This window comes from Spirosoma flavus (assembly GCF_054778555.1).
Genome location: NZ_BAAGZL010000006.1, coordinates 229,045 through 247,446 on the forward strand (window position 1 = coordinate 229,045; position 18,402 = coordinate 247,446).

Annotated in this window: 17 protein-coding genes and 2 tRNA genes; 6 read left to right on the top strand and 13 right to left on the bottom strand. The window is 46.4% G+C overall.

Features of this window, described 5'->3' with window-relative positions:
* Genes ACYVF1_RS26385 through ACYVF1_RS26395 form a run of 3 tightly spaced genes read left to right on the top strand, consistent with a single transcriptional unit; the run spans window position 1 to window position 3,446 of the window.
* Window positions 1-909 carry an FkbM family methyltransferase gene (locus tag ACYVF1_RS26385; protein WP_461084614.1) on the top strand — a complete coding sequence of 303 codons (909 nt, stop codon included), beginning with the start codon at window positions 1-3 and terminating at the stop codon, window positions 907-909.
* Window positions 906-2,069 carry a glycosyltransferase gene (locus tag ACYVF1_RS26390; protein WP_461084616.1) on the top strand — a complete coding sequence of 388 codons (1,164 nt, stop codon included), beginning with the start codon at window positions 906-908 and terminating at the stop codon, window positions 2,067-2,069. The genes ACYVF1_RS26385 and ACYVF1_RS26390 overlap by 4 nt, the downstream gene beginning before the upstream one ends.
* 42 nt (window positions 2,070-2,111) lie before the next feature.
* Window positions 2,112-3,446 (top strand): cytochrome P450, encoded by a 1,335-nt coding sequence (locus ACYVF1_RS26395; RefSeq protein ID WP_461084618.1) that lies wholly within the window; start codon window positions 2,112-2,114, stop codon window positions 3,444-3,446.
* 108 nt (window positions 3,447-3,554) lie between these two features.
* Here ACYVF1_RS26395 and ACYVF1_RS26400 read toward each other — a convergent pair.
* The 3 genes from ACYVF1_RS26400 to ACYVF1_RS26410 form a co-directional block, all read right to left on the bottom strand.
* Window positions 3,555-3,640 (bottom strand) — tRNA-Leu (locus ACYVF1_RS26400).
* 60 nt (window positions 3,641-3,700) lie between these two features.
* A tRNA-Gly gene (locus ACYVF1_RS26405) sits at window positions 3,701-3,776 on the bottom strand.
* Between the two features lie 119 nt (window positions 3,777-3,895).
* On the bottom strand, window positions 3,896-4,759 hold the full coding sequence (locus ACYVF1_RS26410; protein ID WP_461084620.1) for a UbiA family prenyltransferase: 864 nt from the start codon (window positions 4,757-4,759) through the stop codon (window positions 3,896-3,898).
* Between the two features lie 119 nt (window positions 4,760-4,878).
* Here ACYVF1_RS26410 and ACYVF1_RS26415 point away from each other — a divergent pair, with 119 nt between their 5' ends.
* Window positions 4,879-6,087, top strand: coding sequence for a type III polyketide synthase (locus ACYVF1_RS26415; RefSeq protein WP_461084622.1), 1,209 nt, complete (start codon window positions 4,879-4,881; stop codon window positions 6,085-6,087).
* Here ACYVF1_RS26415 and ACYVF1_RS26420 read toward each other — a convergent pair.
* On the bottom strand, window positions 6,062-6,802 hold the full coding sequence (locus ACYVF1_RS26420) for a glycosyltransferase family 2 protein (protein ID WP_461084624.1): 741 nt from the start codon (window positions 6,800-6,802) through the stop codon (window positions 6,062-6,064). The two genes, ACYVF1_RS26415 and ACYVF1_RS26420, sit on opposite strands and share 26 nt — an antisense overlap.
* A 237-nt stretch (window positions 6,803-7,039) precedes the next feature.
* Between ACYVF1_RS26420 and ACYVF1_RS26425 the strand changes: the two genes are divergently transcribed.
* A complete protein-coding gene (locus ACYVF1_RS26425) occupies window positions 7,040-8,104 on the top strand; it encodes a TerC/Alx family metal homeostasis membrane protein (protein ID WP_461084626.1) in 1,065 nt (354 codons plus the stop codon).
* 213 nt (window positions 8,105-8,317) lie between these two features.
* The gene (locus ACYVF1_RS26430; protein ID WP_461084628.1) at window positions 8,318-12,316 is read left to right on the top strand and encodes an AAA domain-containing protein; all 3,999 of its coding nucleotides are present in this window, start codon (window positions 8,318-8,320) and stop codon (window positions 12,314-12,316) included.
* 37 nt (window positions 12,317-12,353) lie between these two features.
* Here ACYVF1_RS26430 and carA read toward each other — a convergent pair whose 3' ends face one another.
* From carA to map, 9 genes are all read right to left on the bottom strand, one after another.
* The gene (carA, locus tag ACYVF1_RS26435) at window positions 12,354-13,457 is read right to left on the bottom strand and encodes a glutamine-hydrolyzing carbamoyl-phosphate synthase small subunit (RefSeq protein ID WP_461084630.1); all 1,104 of its coding nucleotides are present in this window, start codon (window positions 13,455-13,457) and stop codon (window positions 12,354-12,356) included.
* A gap of 87 nt (window positions 13,458-13,544) precedes the next feature.
* On the bottom strand, window positions 13,545-14,348 hold the full coding sequence (gene rplQ / locus ACYVF1_RS26440) for a 50S ribosomal protein L17 (protein ID WP_461084632.1): 804 nt from the start codon (window positions 14,346-14,348) through the stop codon (window positions 13,545-13,547).
* 81 nt (window positions 14,349-14,429) lie between these two features.
* Window positions 14,430-15,419, bottom strand: coding sequence for a DNA-directed RNA polymerase subunit alpha (locus ACYVF1_RS26445; protein WP_190888464.1), 990 nt, complete (start codon window positions 15,417-15,419; stop codon window positions 14,430-14,432).
* Between the two features lie 149 nt (window positions 15,420-15,568).
* Complete coding sequence (rpsD, locus tag ACYVF1_RS26450) at window positions 15,569-16,174, bottom strand: 30S ribosomal protein S4 (RefSeq protein ID WP_190888463.1); 606 nt, start codon at window positions 16,172-16,174, stop codon at window positions 15,569-15,571.
* A gap of 77 nt (window positions 16,175-16,251) precedes the next feature.
* Window positions 16,252-16,647: a 30S ribosomal protein S11 gene (gene rpsK / locus ACYVF1_RS26455; RefSeq protein WP_461084635.1), complete on the bottom strand. Its 396-nt coding sequence runs from the start codon at window positions 16,645-16,647 to the stop codon at window positions 16,252-16,254.
* Between the two features lie 99 nt (window positions 16,648-16,746).
* On the bottom strand, window positions 16,747-17,124 hold the full coding sequence (gene rpsM / locus ACYVF1_RS26460; RefSeq protein WP_012930220.1) for a 30S ribosomal protein S13: 378 nt from the start codon (window positions 17,122-17,124) through the stop codon (window positions 16,747-16,749).
* Window positions 17,125-17,126: 2 nt separating this feature from the next.
* The gene (gene ykgO / locus ACYVF1_RS26465; protein WP_018618719.1) at window positions 17,127-17,243 is read right to left on the bottom strand and encodes a type B 50S ribosomal protein L36; all 117 of its coding nucleotides are present in this window, start codon (window positions 17,241-17,243) and stop codon (window positions 17,127-17,129) included.
* Between the two features lie 93 nt (window positions 17,244-17,336).
* Window positions 17,337-17,555 carry a translation initiation factor IF-1 gene (gene infA / locus ACYVF1_RS26470; protein WP_018618718.1) on the bottom strand — a complete coding sequence of 73 codons (219 nt, stop codon included), beginning with the start codon at window positions 17,553-17,555 and terminating at the stop codon, window positions 17,337-17,339.
* 7 nt (window positions 17,556-17,562) lie between these two features.
* On the bottom strand, window positions 17,563-18,402 hold the full coding sequence (gene map / locus ACYVF1_RS26475) for a type I methionyl aminopeptidase (RefSeq protein ID WP_461084637.1): 840 nt from the start codon (window positions 18,400-18,402) through the stop codon (window positions 17,563-17,565).

Here is an 18,402-nt window from a genome sequence, read left to right on the forward strand (position 1 = left end):
ATGAAACAGGTCCGTTTACCTAACGGTCTACTTATCAGCGCGTTGAGTAGTACCGAAACCGATGTGCTGTATCACGAAATTTTCGCGATGCAATCCTATCAGCAACATGGAATCGAGATAGCGGATGGAAGCTGCATCTTCGACATAGGCGCAAATATTGGGTTGTATTCGCTGTTTCTAACGCAAGCGCATCAGAACCTCCGGTTGTTTGCGTTTGAGCCAATTCCGGCACTGTTCAGGATTTTACAACAGAATGCGAAGACGCACTTTTCTGAAACGAATACTCAGTTACTGAACATTGGCTTATCGAACCGGGCGGGCACGGCTCAGTTTACGTTTAATCCCTCGCTGAGTATGACGGCCAGCATGTATCCTGATGTGATTGCACAAAGCGCGCAGAAGCAACAGGGTGCCTACGCCTGGTTGCAGGCACTAATTAACGACATGGCGCTGGTATCCCGACTACCGCTCGGGCTGGCACGTAGCATCAATTGGGCTCTATCGAACCGGTATTTACGAATACCAACGCTCGGTTTGGTGGTCCTACCATTGTTAGCCATTGGCACCGCACAGCGCCTGACAACCAAGCGAATAAACTGTTCACTCAAGACAATTTCTCAGATCATTAAAGAAAACGGACTGAGCCGAATTGACGTCGTCAAGATAGATGTCGAAGGAAGTGAACTGGATGTCGTTCAAGGGATTGATACTGACGATTGGCCGAAGATTCGTCAGTTTATAATCGAGGTGCACGATCTGAACAATCGGATCGATACGTTAGTCAGCCTGTTCGCACAACATGGCTTTCGAACGGTCGTCGATCAGGAAGAGTGGGCTTTGCACAAGCTCATGAATATCTATACGTTATACGCCTTTGCTGACTCATCAACCCCGAACATGCGCCCATGATTAATCTCCCTGATAAGCGGGTGAGCATTTTATATTTCGATGCAGCATCCGGACATCGTTCAGCGGCCGTTGCGCTGAAACGAGCGCTCGATGGCCGGTATCCCCATTGGCAAGTCCAGTTGGTGAATATCGTGGATGTGTTCGATCTCCACCATCGTTTAGGGCGCCTTGTCCGTTACGGCATCGACCGTTTCAATCGTCAGTTAAAAAAAGACAGGGTATTTGATTTAGGCGGACAGATTAATTTATCGCTCCTGTGTCATGATCTCCTGTCACCCACGGGAATAGCACAACTTGCTACGTACTGGGCCGACGCTCCTCCGGACGTAGTGATTTCTGTAACGCCGATGTACAATCCGGCTATGTACCGTAGCGTCCGGTTGGTGAATCCCGAAGCTATTTGTGTAACCATTCCCGTTGATTTTGACGAAGTTAAGCCTCGATATTGGTTCACGCCAAAAGTAGAGCAACATTACCTGAATGGTACGATACGTTTAATGGAGCAGGCCGAGGCTGCTGGAGTGCCCGCTACGTATAATCATCGGATTGCGGGCATGATAGTCGATCCAATCTGTTATGAGACACCTCCACCGGAAAGAGATTCCGCGCTACGTAATTTGGGGCTTAACCCTGCCCTACCTACTGGTCTGGTTTCCTTTGGTGGGCAGGGCTGTACGCATGTACAGGCTATTGCCGAGGCTGTCGCTACGTCGATGCTGGAGGTGAACATAATTTTTCTTTGTGGACGCAACAAAGCTGTTTATGAGGCCATTGAGCAATTAGAAATGCCGTACCCCAGGCTGGTTTTTGGGTATCTTAAGGAAACGCCTATCCATTACCTCCACCTGGCCGATTTCGCCATCGGCAAACCCGGAGCGATGACCATTACTGAAGCCCTCATCACACAGACGCCCCTTATTGCCATTAAAAGCCGGGGAATGCGGCCCGTTCAGCGTGGCAACGAATCCTGGCTCACCGATCATCAGACGGGTATTCTCGTTGATGATGCAAAACAAATCGTACCAGCGATTAAAGAAATTTTACATTCTGCTACGTATCGACAAAGAGCCGCTGCCGAAACTCATCAGGCAGTTTTTGAAGTCGTTGATTTCCTTGGCACTCTAGTTAATTCAAGCGTCTCAAATAACGTAGCAATGTAATTGGCAATCAGAGCACTACGTAATAGTTTACCCAAATAGGAAATGACAAAGGCACCTACCCATAAAAAGATACCCAAAGGCCCCAGTGCCCGAGAAGCGAAGCGAATCATTCGAGCGGAACCTCAGAAAGGGTGGCTTGAGCTGGTGCTGCGATATGGCAAGAATTTCACGTATCAGGGTAGCCTGGTAACCAGCGACCCGGTAGTTGTTGAAACGCTGCTCATGCAACGAGTACATACGCAGCAGCGCTCTGGGGCCTATAAACTGGCATCCTGGCTAATTCCTGGTGCGCCAGGCGTATTATTTATGGATGGCGAGCAGTGGCATAAGCACGTTCATGCCGTTATGCCCGTTTTTACAAAAGCCCACATAGATGCTTATCCGGGTCTCATGCACGAAACTGTGGTCCAGTACATAACTCAGTGGCGGGATGGCCAAAAGCTGGAAGACTTGTACACGTGCATTACCAAACTGGGTTTACAAGTTGTGTTGCAGGTGGGCTACGGGCTAGACCCTGACAGTGAGCTAACCCAACGTTTTGGCCAGGAATTGATGGACTATAAACTCCAGACCATGACATCTCGAAACCGGCTTGAAGAGTTTGGTTTTTCGCTTGACCAACTCCAGCGAATTCCTGGTTTTGCCTGGCAGAGACTCATGCTGAAACGACGGGTCGATCGGCTAAATACGCATGTCCAGAACATCCTTGATGAACGACAACGCACTAATTATCAGGGACAGGACTGGATCAGTCTGCTTCACAAAGCGGGTTTTCCATTGAATCAGGTTACCGATGAATTGAACCACATTTATGGAGCATTCAATGCCATAGATTACGTTATTACCTGCGGATTGTATGAACTTAGCCGACAGCCTGAGTGGGTCCATACACTACGTACTGAATTGAAGGAAGTGCTAGCGGGTCGCTCCTATCCAACACGAGACGATTTTGCCAAACTGCCAAATACGATCAATTTCATGAAAGAAGTGTTTCGCTTTTACCCAGTCGGCACCGCCGTTCTGCGCAAAACCGGCAAGTCATTAGACGTAGCGGGTGCCGAATGGCCACAGCATCGGGAAGTCATGATTTTCTTACAAGCACTTCATTTTCACCCTGATTTTTGGAATAAACCGGAAATATTTGATCCCAGCCGTTGGGAAAAACCATTACGCGAGCCACGCGCTTACATCCCATTTCTCATGGGTCCCCGCCAGTGTATTGGTCGCCATCTGGCCGAGTTACATTTTGTTGTTACGTTGAATGCCATTCTACAGTATTTCACGCTTCAAATTCTCCAGACTGACATCGCACTTGTTCCTTATTTGATACCACGCTTTGCGCAACCTATGCCAACAATTGTGCATTCGCTAACGTAGTGCCGTATCAGATGGGCATCTATACGTCCAAATATGAAATTATCCTATCTATGTTGTACCCAAAAAAATGGGCTACGCTTATCTCAGCATAACCCATTCACAATAAGGTACCAGGAGCGGGAATCGAACCCGCACGGCCCGTAAGGACCACAGGATTTTAAGTCCGGCGCGTCTACCTGTTCCGCCATCCCGGCAATCCACGCCCGATCAAGCTGGACGTCTACAAAAAAAGCACCGGGGACGGTGCCTTTTCGTGGAGCGAAAGACGGGGTTCGAACCCGCGACCTCGACCTTGGCAAGGTCGCGCTCTACCAGCTGAGCTACTTTCGCGTTACCAATTCAACCTGTATCAGCGAATTGTGGATGCAAATTTAGGGCGTTTTTATGGTTTGTCAAGCCTTACGACTAAAAAAATTTACAGATAGCCCTCCTCGCGTTACGTTGTGGACTTATGAGTGCGTCAGAAAAATCAACAGTAAAAAATAACTGTTCAGGCAAATGCCTGATAACCACATCATAGTCATAGTTGAGCGATAGCTCGCCTTGGCTGCATCATGATATACCTTCCAGAACCACTGGAGAAAATAAATAACTGCAGGTGACAGAAACAGCAAATAGAGATAGAAGTAAAAGCTTCCTTCAAAATAAAAATAGAAGGCAATGAGTGATAATAGGTACGTAATGATGGCACATACGAACGTGCCGCGCACACCCAGCAGCAGACTGAATGTCCGGTCGCCACGCCGAGAGTCTTCCTCGTGTTGGTAAACCTGCGTAACTGGGTAAAGAGCCATCAGATTTAACGTACCTAGTAAACCACCAAAGAGTAAATTCGGCTGCGTGAAGGATGAGAGCGCTAAATTATTAATTGCGAGATAACTCATAATATACGTAATACCGCCCTGCAGCGCACTGATAAGCAACCAGCTCAGAATTGGGTATTTTTTTAAACGAACGCCATCGTAACTGTATGCTTTCGTAGTGAAACCATAAATGAGCAAGTAAACAACAAATGGCCAACCGACGAACGCTCCTAAGATCAACGCCACAATATCGAGTGCCCAGGAAACCCAGTATAGGGTTTTGGTTACCGGGGGTGGTGTTTCTAAACCACCAATGCTTCCCTCATCTTTGTCATAATAACTATTGTAAGCATTACTAGCTGGATAAAGTAACAAATGAATAATTAGTAGCGAAGCAATCGTACGCCCAATATCGGGTGAAGGCGACTGACTGACCGCAAACCAGAAAATAGGAAGCAGAAAAAAAGAGAATGGCACCCGAAGATGCAACCAAACCGTGCGTGCAGTCATGGCGTATATAGCTGAGGAGTGAGCAAATTACATAACTTTCGGAATAAGCCGTTGTTATACATAGTTACCGGTCTTCACTGATCGGCAACTATAAACTTATTGCCCAGAAAACCCACGAAATGCAGCATCCTTCGCGTAGTTTTATTAACAGTATCGGAACCGCCGTACCTGATTACGCATGCACGCAGGATCAGGCTGCCGAATTTATGATTGATGTGCTTCAGCTAGGCGAACAGGATAGTCGTCGAATTCGGGCACTTTATCGACATACGCGAATTGACAAACGGCACACGGTATTGCCCGATTATACGCGACCAAGAGAGGAGTTTACATTCTATTCGAATACGCCCGGACTTGAACCTTTTCCCACAGTCCGCCAACGGATGGAGGTTTATCGACAGGAAGCCGTTCCCCTTGCGCTACGTTCCATTCACGATTGTTTTAACCGGTATCCTGATTTCGACCCGCAAACCATTACGCACCTCATTACAGTGAGCTGTACAGGCTTGTACGCGCCAGGCCCAGATATTGAATTAATTGAAGCTTTAGGTTTACCCAGATCGACCCAACGACTTGCCATTAATTTCATGGGTTGTTACGGCGCCTTTAACGGATTAAAAACAGCCGACGCCATTGTCCGTGCTAATTCTGATGCTAAAGTGTTAGTTGTCTGCGTAGAGTTGTGCAGTATTCATTTTCAGAAGAAAACCGATACAGATTACTTATTGTCAAACGCCTTATTTGCCGATGGGTCTGCCGCCGTGTTGGTTGAGAGTCGGCCCCGGCGCGACCAGTCGTTTTCGCTACGTTCTTTTTATTGTGATCTGCTACCCGAAGGCAAAGAGGCTATGGCTTGGCAAGTGAGCGATTTCGGCTTTGAAATGACATTAACGGCTCAGGTACCCATATTTATTCAACAAGGTATTAAACAGTTGATGAATCGGTTACTAACTCAGAGTCACCTTTCAACCGACGATGTTGGCTATTACGCTCTCCATCCGGGTGGTCGACGTATTCTGGAAGTAATTGAAGATCAATTAGGTATCAATCCTTTCGACAATCGCTTCGCCTATGACGTGCTACGTCAAAATGGCAACATGTCGTCGGCAACAGTGCTATTTGTTCTGAAAGAAATTTGGAATGAATTAGCCGCTGGACAAACCGATTTTAAACCTGATCAACCAAATATTCTGAGTTGCGCATTTGGCCCCGGATTAACCCTTGAATCCATGATTCTGGAAGTGATGATGGCTAGTCAACCCCTGATCGAGCCCGTCAGGGTTGAATCGATTCAGACCAAAGCTATTTCAGAATTTTCCAATGCATGAGCCCAACTTTTGTGAGAAAGTAAAAGATTGAGGTACGTAGCACACCTAGTCCGTAAATCGAACTCCGGCGAAAGTTTATGGACGAAGCTTCTTCAAAGTATTTTGTGGGGCAGGTTACTTCAGCAATTTCGAAGTGCTTGAAAAAAATCTGGGCAATCATTTCATTGTCGAAAATGAAATCGTCGGAGTTGTGCGTAAAATCCAGACTACGTAGCACTTCACCCGAAAAAGCCCGGTAGCCCGTATGGTATTCTGAAAGTTTCTGATTCATCAGCAAGTTCTGTACGAATGTCAGAAACCGGTTTGCAATGTATTTATACATCGGCATCCCACCTTTCAGCGCCCCTTTGCCTAATATTCTGGATGCAAATACAACCGGATATAAGCCGTTTCCAATGATTGTAATCATGGCTGGTAGCAACATAGGCGTATATTGATAATCAGGGTGAAGCATCACCACAATGTCGGCACCGAGTTCGAGGGCTTTTGCGTAGCAAGTCTTCTGGTTTCCACCATAACCCCGATTTTGATCATGCCGAATTACGTGCCGAATACCCAACTGGCGGGCAATTTCGACCGTATTATCGGGGCTGGCGTCATCCACTAAAATAACTTCATCAACCAAATCAAGCGGAATTTCACGGTACGTCCGCTCCAGAGTCAGGGCTGCCCGGTAGGCGGGCATTACTACAACTACTTTTTTGTTGTTAAACATAGTTCAAAAGTAAGGAGTCGATAGCATTAGGCCAATAATTTTAGCCCTTTGGGTCAGTTCCTTCCAACGATTGGACGTAGATTTGCCAGTTAATCAAACCAATACCTGAGTAATCATTGTTTCTCAGGCAATTATTTCTGTATTATCTCAAACTTCAACTGACGTAATTACAGGTCAACATCCATGCCACTACGTTACCGATACGTATGTTGTTGTCTGTAATTCGTAAATATCATCATGCTGTCCAGCGAAACAGTTTTTTTTCTTGCATTTGCTACGTTCGTGCTCTTCATTATGGCGTTAGACCTTGGCGCCTTTTCGAGAAAAAGTCAGAGCCACGTAGTCGAATTTAAAGAAGCAGCCATCTGGAGTGCCATTTGGGTTGCTCTATCGATTGCCTTCTATTTCTTTCTTAAAAACTACGGCTACCTCGTTCACGGTATAGATACCTTTGCCCGGCTTCAGGAGGTCCGCACCAAATACGCAGAACATGTCCAATTAATACCCGGCAATTTTGCGGCCAGTTTAGCACGCTTCCAGAATAATATGTCGCTTGAATACATCACTGGCTACCTCGTCGAGTATTCGCTTTCCGCCGACAATATTTTCGTTTTCATATTGATTTTCAATTCGTTTGGCTTACAGCAACGCTATTATAAGAAGGTATTAGTCTGGGGAATTTTGGGGGCAATTGTCCTCCGATTTATTTTTATTTTCGTTGGTTCCGCCCTGATTCAGCGTTTCGAATGGATTCTATATTTATTCGGTGCGTTTCTGATATATACCGGCATTCAACTCTTTTTCCAGAAGGAAGAAGACGAAAAAATCGAACCATCCAAGCATCCAGTTGTTCGCTTTGCCAGCAAATACCTCAATATTTATCGACGTAACGTAACAGATAATTTCTTTGTCCGTCGGAAAGCGGATAACAAGCTGTTCGTAACTCCCTTATTTGTCATCGTGATTGTGGTGTCGTTCACCGACCTTGTTTTTGCGGTTGACTCTATACCAGCTATTTTTTCGATCACAAAAGACCCATACATCGTCTTTTTCTCGAACGTTTTCGCCATCATGGGACTTCGTTCGATGTTCTTCTTCCTGTCGAGCATCATGAGCAAATTCCGATTCCTGAAAGTCGGTTTAGCTGTGTTGTTGACCTTCATTGGCGCGAAAATGCTCACAGAACACTGGCTGGCGGAATATGGCTTTAAACCGGTTTACTCGCTCTACATCATCGTTGGTATCTTGGCTATCAGCGTTCTAGCATCCTGGCTCATTCCTGAAAAGAAGGCGGAAATGTAGTAGAGCGCGAGGGGCTTAGCATTAACGTAGCATAATACGTTGGCACTGAGCGTTCGAATGCGGCTCCATTTTCTGCTTGTAGACTGGTCGTCACTACGTTCACTGATAACGAACGTAGTGACCAAATTCCATGAACGTACCAGTCGTTACGTTGCTAGGTAAGATTAGCCGGTACGATTTCGTTTACATAGGATAGAATCGTAGATTCCACCCATGTTATCTGTCAACGTACTACGCACGTTTCGCCGTCGATTAACCAACCTAAGTAGCCGAAATCGTTCGCTGTTGCTCACCAGTTTACCTACCGGTCAGTTTCTGGACCTGCACGAAACCGATTTCCTGCTCAACAAGCCCTCATTTAGTCTCATTGCCGACCTGATTTCCCGTAAATCGTCGGTGCCTTTGTGCGAAGTTATTGACCCAAGGCAGGAACGTAGCAACGAAGTCAGTCGGAAACTTCGACGTATCGACCGGACAGCCCGATTTATTGAAGAAGAGCGCGGCACCGAAGATTTATACGTTGGATGGCCCTTCGTGAAAGGTAAATTTCTGGATGATACGGTCATTCATGGACCATTACTGTTTTTTCCTGTACAAATTGAGCAACAGGGTAAATTCTGGAAACTTGCCCGCCGAGGTGATGAGCTAGCCTTTCTGAATCCGACGCTGGCATTGGCGTATGGTCAGTTTAATCAGGTGAAGCTACCTGATGAAATCATAGAGAAAACGCTGGACGATTTCGACCGCGATCCGCTTGCCTTTCGTACACAACTCTACGAATGGCTTAAAACAACTCCGCTTGAAATCAATTTCAATCAGGATTTATTCACGGACAAACTTCTGTTTTTCAACAAACAGTCTAGCAAAGACCTCGCCCAACTCGAACGTACCGGAGAACTAAAACTCTATCCAGAAGCTGTTTTGGGCATTTTCCCCCAGGCCGGCTCATTTCTGGTGCCAGATTATGATAAGTTGATAGCAGAGCAGGAAGAAGCAAAGAGGGCAGAGAATGAAGATGCAGAAGGGTTTGAGCATGTAGTTGCTGATGAAGACTTTTCCACTATTCCTACCCTAAGCCCTATATCCCCTACCCCGCGCCCTCTACCTGAAAAATTCATCCATACACCTTTACCTATGGATGCGTCACAGGAAGCGGCTGTGCGGGCAGTAAAAGCCGGCAATTCATTAGTGGTTCAGGGCCCACCGGGTACAGGCAAGTCACAACTGATTGCGAACATCATGGCCGATGCAGCGGCTTCGGGAAAACGTGTGCTGTTGGTTTGTCAGAAACGTGCCGCCCTCGACGTAGTACAGGAGCGACTTCAGCAAGTAGGCATGGGCGCTTTTCTGGCTCTGATTCACGATTTTCAGGATGACCGGCGCGAGTTATACACCCAGATCGCAGGCCAGATTAACCAGATCGATACGTATCGCCAGCAGAATAATAGTTTAAATGCAGTGTTACTCGAACGCGATTTCGACGTAGAGAGCCGCCGAATTGACGATACAGTGAATGAATTACAGGCATTTAAAGACGCTCTTTTTGACACTAGTATCAGTGGCGTTTCGGCGAAAGAACTGTATTTGACCATTGATCCGTCCATAAAAGCAATTTCGCTGGAAGATAGTTATCCACACTTCCACTTAACTAATGTGGATAACTTTGTCCGACACCTTACGGATTATGCTGCTTATCAACAGCGTTTAGGAACAGACCACCTTTGGAATAACCGAGTGGATTTTGCGTCGTTTACAAACGCTGATTTAGTTAGAGTTGAACAAGCTATTACGCAATGGCAGCAGCTTCGCAATCGAGCAAACGAGCAAACGAGCCAGCTGTTAGGGCAGCCATCATCGCTTAATCGACTAACTGACTGGCAAGTACACGACTGGGATTTAACTGCGTTACTAACATTGCTTGAAGTACCCGATGCTTCTACACTTTGGGCCGTTGTCCAGTTATTACGTAAATCGCCAAATCATCCGGCGATGACTATAGATGAAGCAAAATTAGAACGACTTGCCGAAGCCTGGACCGATGCGTTGACACCACCCGGCCCCGAGCCGTCGTTGCTCACATCTGATTTACGTGCATTCAAAATGTTACTGACTGATGCACTTATAGCCCGCTCATCGTGGATAACCTGGAATTGGTGGCAACTAACCAACGCCGGGAAAGCGCAGTTACAGTCGGTGGCGTCAGCTAACGGCCTAACGTTATCTCAAATCGATTTGCAAATGCTGGAGCAACGTATCGAAAAACGTATTCGTCTGGAAGCCATTCGGCATGAGGTCAGTACGTTGCTATCTGGTTTACCGCTACCGGAAACGCCGGAAAGCCTACGTCTGCTACGTCAGGCGCAACATTTAACCGATCGTTTAAGTACTATAAATCCACTACAACAGCTGCCCGAACGTTGCTGGCAAACGCATGAGCAGTTCTCGGAATCGGTTAAAACGATGTTGGCGCTGGCACTCGACGTATCACAATTGCAAAGTGCTACGCAGACGTATCTGACGCCAGACCAGGTAAGCAACATCTGGGAGGATGACGGATTTGCTGTCAAGGCTCGTCAAATACTACGTCGCGATTTTGATTTGATGGTTGAATCAGATCGTTTGCTGGAAGGATTTTCGGACGTAGAGAAAACCGTTGTCGACCGGTTAAAACAGCAGGATTCTACAAACTGGGTCGATGTATTTCAAACAAGTCTCCGACAGGTTTGGCTCGACCATATCGAAAACACGTACCCCATGCTACGTAGCGTATCGTCGCTAAAAATGAGTCAATGGGAACAGACGTTACAGCAAAGCGTTGACCGAAAGCAATCGCTCAGTCGTGATATTCTTCTGGTAAAACTTCGTGAACAGACGTATCGAAACCTGACGCTCAATCGCCTGAACAACGTAGTGACGTATCGTGATTTGCTCCATCAGACCACTAAGAAACGTAACATCTGGCCAGTACGTAAGTTGATGGAATCGTTTGCGGATGAGGTATTTAAGCTAGTTCCATGCTGGCTGGCTTCTCCAGAATCGGTATCGGCCATGTTTCCGCTACGTGCGGATTTGTTCGATCTGGTCATTTTTGACGAAGCGTCGCAGTGTTTTGCCGAAAACGGAGTTCCTGCAATGGCTCGTGGAAAACAGGTCGTTATAACCGGCGATAATCAGCAATTGCGTCCGAGCGATCTGTACCGAACCCGTCTGGATGATACGGAGCAGGAAGAAGAAACGCCGGTCGCATTAGAAGTTGAATCGTTGCTGGAATTAGCCGCTCAACAATTGCCGCAAGTTTCGCTAACGGAACACTACCGTAGCCATTCACTTGACCTTATTACGTTCTCCAACGAGCATTTTTACGGCAGCAAACTTTCCTTGCTCCCCCATTTTGACGACATTAATCGAAACGAACCTGCCATCCGCTATCTGAACGTAAAAGGAATTTGGCAACAGAACACCAATCCTGTTGAGGCTGAAGCGATTCTTCAACTCCTCGACCAATTAACTACTGAAATGCCGGGTCGGTCGGTTGGCATTGTTACGTTCAACTACCCGCAGCAGCAGCTTATTCAGGATATGCTGGAGAGTAACATGGCAACTAAGTCTTTTTCAGAGGAAAGCTCTTCAGCAACACCGCCGAATTTGTTTGTCAAGAACATTGAAAACGTTCAGGGTGATGAGCGCGACGTGATTATTTTCTCGATTGGATACGCTCCTGATGAGCGAGGGAAAGTATCTACGCAATTTGGTAGTTTGAACGCACGGGGTGGCGAGAACCGTTTGAACGTAGCAATCACCCGCGCCCGTGAACGCGTGTATGTAGTTACGAGCCTATGGCCAGAACAATTGAACGTAGCGGAGACTGCTAATATTGGTCCCAAATTACTGAAATCGTATCTGACCTACGCGCTTAACGTAGCACAGCAGCAATTCCAGCCAACGCCACATTCCCAACAGATTTTGCCTTCGGATGCGTTGTTGAAAAACAAATTAGCGGCTCGGCATCCGAATTGGCGTCCTGAATTACCTTTCGCTGATTTAACTGTCAAAGTTGACGCTACGTATGAATCGCTTATTCTGACCGATGATGATGCTTATTATCAGCAATCACCAAAACAGGCTCATGCTTATTTGCCTACGGCTTTGCAATCTCGTAAGTGGATATTTGAGCGTAAGTGGAGCCGGGAATTTTGGCGAGCTATTGAATAACAAATACAAAAAAGCCTGGGGAAACCCAGGCTTTCTATTACTCTTTCATCATCTGTACGAACTGATCGAACAGGTAGTGCGAGTCGTGCGGCCCAGGCGAAGATTCGGGGTGATACTGTACCGAAAACGCTGGTTTATCTTTTCGGCGGATCCCTTCAATTGTTTTATCGTTGAGGTTAATGTGCGTTAGCTCAACGTTTGAGTGATCCATTACTTCATCAGCTTTCACCGCAAACCCGTGGTTCTGCGACGTTACTTCGCAGTGTCCTGTAATCAGATTTTTAACTGGATGGTTCAGCCCACGGTGCCCATTGTGCATTTTATAGGTCGAAATGCCACTTGCCAGCGACAGAATCTGGTGGCCGAGGCAAATCCCAAATAAAGGCTTATCGGTATCTAACGCCTGCTTAACTGTCTCCACAGCGTAAGGCATGGCGGCCGGGTCACCGGGGCCGTTAGCGATGAAATAACCGTTCGGTTTCCAGGCAGCTAATTCTTCATGTGGCGTTCGGGCTGGGAATACTTTGCAGAATACACCCCGCTGATTGAAGTTGCTCAGAATGCTACGTTTCACGCCCAAATCCAGCACTGCTACCCGCAAATTCGCTTCAGGATCGCCCTGCTCATAGGATTCTTTGGTAGAAACTTCCGACGACAGCTCCAGGCCAGCCATATCGGGCACTTTGTTCAATTCAGCTAGTAATACGGCTGGATCAAGAATTTCAGATGAAATGATACAGTTCATTACACCTTTCGAGCGAATGTAACGTACCAACTGCCGTGTATCGACACCATGAATCCCAACAATATTTGCCCGCTCGAAATACTCCTGTAAGGAACCGTCGGCCGTATAGCGAGAGTGAATGTTCGAGAAGAAATTGCATACCATCGCCCGGATTTTAACACTACCCGATTCTTGCTCGCCATTATTTAGGACGCCGTAATTACCAATATGTGATGTGGTATTGATAATAACTTGACCATAATAAGAAGGGTCGGTATAAATTTCCTGATAGCCGGTCATACCGGTGTTAAAGCAAATCTCACCTCCAGCCGTACCAATTTTCCCGAGTGCCAGACCTCGATAAACCGTTCCATCTTGTAAAACCAGTAATGCTTCAGGTTGCTTTGTATGTTTCATCTATTCGTTTTGGCTTGAAAGACTAAAAAAAAGGGCTAACCGGTGCGGTTAACCCATTTCTATATGACGTGTCAGTTGGTCACTTTATTATTCTTTACCACCTTTTAAACGGTCCTGCAACTCCGTTAGTTCGTCCCATTTGCCATCACGGGCTAGAGCCGCCTGCTCGTTCCAGGTTGTTGCATCATGTACGTTGAACCGAGGACCAGCTTCCGTCAACACTTGTTGAACAGTTTCGTCCTGTGCATCGGCCAACTGTGCAAAGGTAGTAATACCTGCGTTGTTGAGCAACTCTGCGATTTTCGGACCAATACCTTCAATCTTGGTCAGATCGTCGTTAGCTGACGTAGTAGCTGCAGGAGTTTCTTCTACTTCGGCAGATTCAACGGCTGGAGCAGCTTCTTCCGCAACCTCAGTCGTTGCAGCAGGTGCCTCAGTCGACGTAGCAACCTGACGTGCACCACTTCCGCGACGGCTCCGGCGCGTTTTCGTAGTAGCCGCTTCTTTCTCAGCTACAGCAGCAACTAGCAATTCGTTGAAGTCAACCAATTCAATCAGGCACGTATCAGCGTTGTCGCCCAAACGATTACCTAATTTAATGATACGTGTATAACCACCTGGACGGCTGGCAATTTTATCAGCTACCGTACCGAATAATTCTTTGATGGTTTCTTTGTTATGCAGCGACTGGAACACAACCCGACGATTCTGAAACGTATCATCTTTCGCCCGTGTCAGGATTGGCTCTACGAACTTGCGGAGTTCCTTCGCTTTGGCAACTGTCGTTTCGATACGCTTGTGCATAATCAGCGACGTAGCCAGGTTCTGGAGCATCGCTTCGCGGTGCGAATGTGTCCGACCTAAGTGATTATCTTTTTTACCGTGTCTCATTGTTATCTTGGCTTAGGGTTACAGGCATGGGGCTCGGGGTTGTCTGTCCCAATGCCCTAAGCCCTATTCCCATCGCGGCTTTTAGTCTTCGTCTAATCTGTACTTCGAGACGTCCATACCGAACGTCAGATTTTTTTCTGCCACCAGTTGCTCTAATTCGGTTAATGATTTCTTTCCGAAGTTGCGGAATTTCATCATATCCGAAATTTCTAACCGAACCAGGTCACCCAATGTCCGAACATCAGCCGACTTAAGACAGTTGTAGGCACGTACTGAAAGGTCGAGGTCGGCCAACGACGTTTTCAGCAGTTTGCGCATATGCAGTACTTCTTCGTCAACAACATTTTCTTCTTCCGGCTTGGTCGTTTCGAATGTCATCGTTTGATCTGAGAACAGCATGAAGTGCTGAATCAGGATATAAGCTGCACCTTTCAGTGCATCTTCCGGGTGGATCGAACCATCCGTTTCGATATCCAGCAACAGCCGTTCAAAGTCCGTCTTCTGCTCAACCCGCGTGTTTTCAACGCTATATTTCACGTTTTTGATCGGCGTATAAATAGCATCGATCGGGATATGACCAAACGGAAGTTCGTTGGCACGTGGTTCATCGGCAGGAACGTAGCCGCGACCTTTTTCAACGAAAATTTCCATTTCCAAATCCCGCGTATCGTCAATATGACAGATTTCCAGTTCAGGGTTCAGCACCTCAAACGATGGCGAGAATTTAGATATATCACCAGCTTTTAAAACTGATTGCTTCTTAATGTTGACGGTAATTTTGTTGTCAACCATGTCCGAAATCTTCTTGAACCGGATCATTTTCAGGTTCAGAATAATTTCAGTCACGTCTTCAACAACACCCTCGATGGAAGAAAATTCGTGTAACACACCGGGGAATTTTACGCTTGTAATAGCATAGCCTTCCAACGAGGAAAGCAAAATGCGACGTAGCGCATTCCCAATGGTTACACCGTATCCTTTTTCAAGGGGTTTAAATTCAAACACCCCGTGAAAGTCGTCAGCTTTCTCCACTACGACTTTGTCGGGCATCTGGAACGCTAATATTGACATACGTTTCGTATTTTTACAGCAGTTCTCTGCCTTGGCGTGAAGACTATAAACAAGTTTTCCGCTTATCGTTTACCGTTTCCTATTAGATATATCGAGTATCAATCGCAACCCGGAATGCTAAGAGAAAACGGTAATCAATAAACTATCTATTACTTCGAATACAATTCGACGATGGCCTGCTCGTTGAAGTTCTCCGGGATTTGATCGCGCTCAGGGTAGCTGATAAATTTACCCGTCAGTTGTTGCGCATCCCATTCAACCCAATTATACCGTTTCGTATTACGAGCTGCTACGCTGGTTGTAATTGCTTCCAGCGATTTCGATTTTTCCCGAACGCTGATCAGTTGACCTGGTTTGAGGGAATATGAAGGAATGTTAACTACTTCGCCATCAACAACAATGTGTTTGTGAGCTACTAGCTGGCGAGCAGAACGACGTGATGAAGCAATACCCAGACGATAAACGGTGTTATCTAAGCGGGCTTCGCATAATTTTAGCAGGTTTTCACCAGTGATACCTTCACGAACCTGTGCTCTGTGGAATAAAGCGCGGAACTGACGTTCCAGGATGCCGTAGGTATATTTTACTTTCTGCTTTTCTGTTAACTGGAGCGCATATTCGGACTGTTTCCGTTTGCGGCCCCGACCGTGCATACCCGGTCCGTAATTTTTTTTCTGGAGCGCTTTGCTCGGTCCCATCACGGGTTCGCCGAACTTCCGCGAAATTTTGGCTTTTGGCCCTGTGTAACGTGCCATTCTTTAATGAATGAATAATTGTGAAACATTGGACAGACACAACCAAATGTCGCCTGCCCCTATTCATGTCATCCGTGTTATACGCGACGACGTTTTGGCGGCCGGCATCCATTGTGCGGCAGCGGGGTAATATCACGGATAGTCGTTACTTCGATACCCGAGTTCTGAATGGTACGGATAGCCGATTCACGACCAGATCCTGGACCTTTCACAAACACCTCTGCTTTGCGCATTCCCAGGTCATGGGCAACAGTAGCACAGTTTTGTGCAGCCGTTTGAGCAGCATATGGTGTATTTTTCTTCGAGCCACGGAAGCCCATTTTACCAGCCGAAGCCCAGGAAATTACCTGACCATTCATGTTGGTAATTGAAATAATGATGTTATTGAACGTAGCCCGGATATGTACCTGGCCAGTAGGTTCAACAACTACCACCCGCTTTTTCGCTTTGTCTTTGCGTTTTGCTTGAGCCATTGTTTTAGGTAATCGTCAATGTGTCACCGGTTAACATTACTTGCCGTCTACTTATGAGATGACCACAAATGCTTCGTATGACGATGAGCGACCGATTAATTATTTCGTTACTTTTTTCTTGTTAGCAACAGTTTTACGTTTACCTTTCCGGGTACGTGAGTTGTTTTTCGTATGCTGACCGCGAACAGGCAACCCTTTCCGGTGACGCAGACCACGATAGCAACCGATGTCCATCAGACGTTTGATGCTCAACTGAACTTCCGAACGTAGCTGACCTTCAACTTTGTATTCGTTTGAGATGGCGTTACGAACAGCGCTGGCTTCTTCGTCTGACCATTCGCTGGCTTTTTTGTCGACACTAATACCTGCGTCGGTCAAGATTTTTTTCGCCCGGCTCCGGCCAATGCCAAAGATGTATGTCAGCGCGATTTCACCACGCTTCTTGTCTGGAATATCAACACCTGCAATACGTGCCATGCTTAGCCTTGTCTTTGTTTATAACGGGGATTCTTTTTGTTGATCACGTACAGCTTCCCTTTCCGCCGGATCACTTTGCAGTCTTCGCTGCGCTTCTTGATTGACGCTTTAACTTTCATGATAAAAGTTTACAGTTTACTGTCTCCAGTTTTCTGTTTACACTTCCCAGTTGATCTTTAATAACTGAAAACGGTAAACATTAAACAGAAAACTTATTTGTATCGATACACAATCCTGGCCTTACTTAAATCGTAAGGCGACATTTCCAATTTCACGCGATCTCCTGGTAGAATTTTAATGTAATTCATCCGCATTTTACCAGAGATGTGAGCAATTACTTCATGCTTGTTAGCGAGTTCAACCCGGAACATAGCATTCGATAATGCCTCCAAAATAATACCGTCTTGCTCTATAGAATTCTGCTTTGCCATATTCGCTTTATGCTACCACTAATTCCTGAGATTCAACCATCAGGCTCGTATTTGCGGTAACTGCTTCAATGTATTCGAAGGTGGTCAGAATTTCAGCTTTCCCTTTCCGGACTGCTACCGTATGCTCAAAGTGAGCCGATGGTTTTCTGTCTACAGTCCGAATTGTCCAGCCATCCCGTTCCTGTACTACTCCTTTTTTGCCAAAGTTGATCATGGGCTCAATCGCCAGAATCATTCCTTCCTGCAATTTTGGTCCCTGTCCTCTCTTACCGTAATTGGGTACTTCAGGTGCCTCATGTAAGTTCTGGCCCACGCCATGACCCACTAATTCCCGCACCACCGAATAACCAAACTTTTCGGTATATGTCTGGATTGCGTAACCAATATCACCCACCCGATTCCCTTCGATAGCTTTCTCTACACCAACGTACAGAGATTCTTTTGTCCGGGCTAATAGTCGACGTACTGCTGGTGCTACGTCGCCGATTGGATACGTATAAGCGCTATCGCTATGAAACCCATTCAGTTTAACACCGCAGTCAATCGAGACAATATCACCATCGCGGAGTTCGTAACGGCTTGGAATGCCATGCACAACCACATCATTAATGGAAATACAGAGTGAGGCAGGAAACTTGTTGTACCCTAAGAAAGAAGGAGAACCACCATTATCCTTAATAAACGTTTCGGCAACGGTATCTAGTTCCTTAGTGGTAACGCCTGGCCGGATAAGTTTAGCCACCTCAGCATGGGCTTTTCCAAGCACCTGCGCACTGGCTTTAATCAGAGCGATTTCTTCATCGCTTCTGAAATAAATCATCTTATCCTTTTTGTCAGAACCACTCAT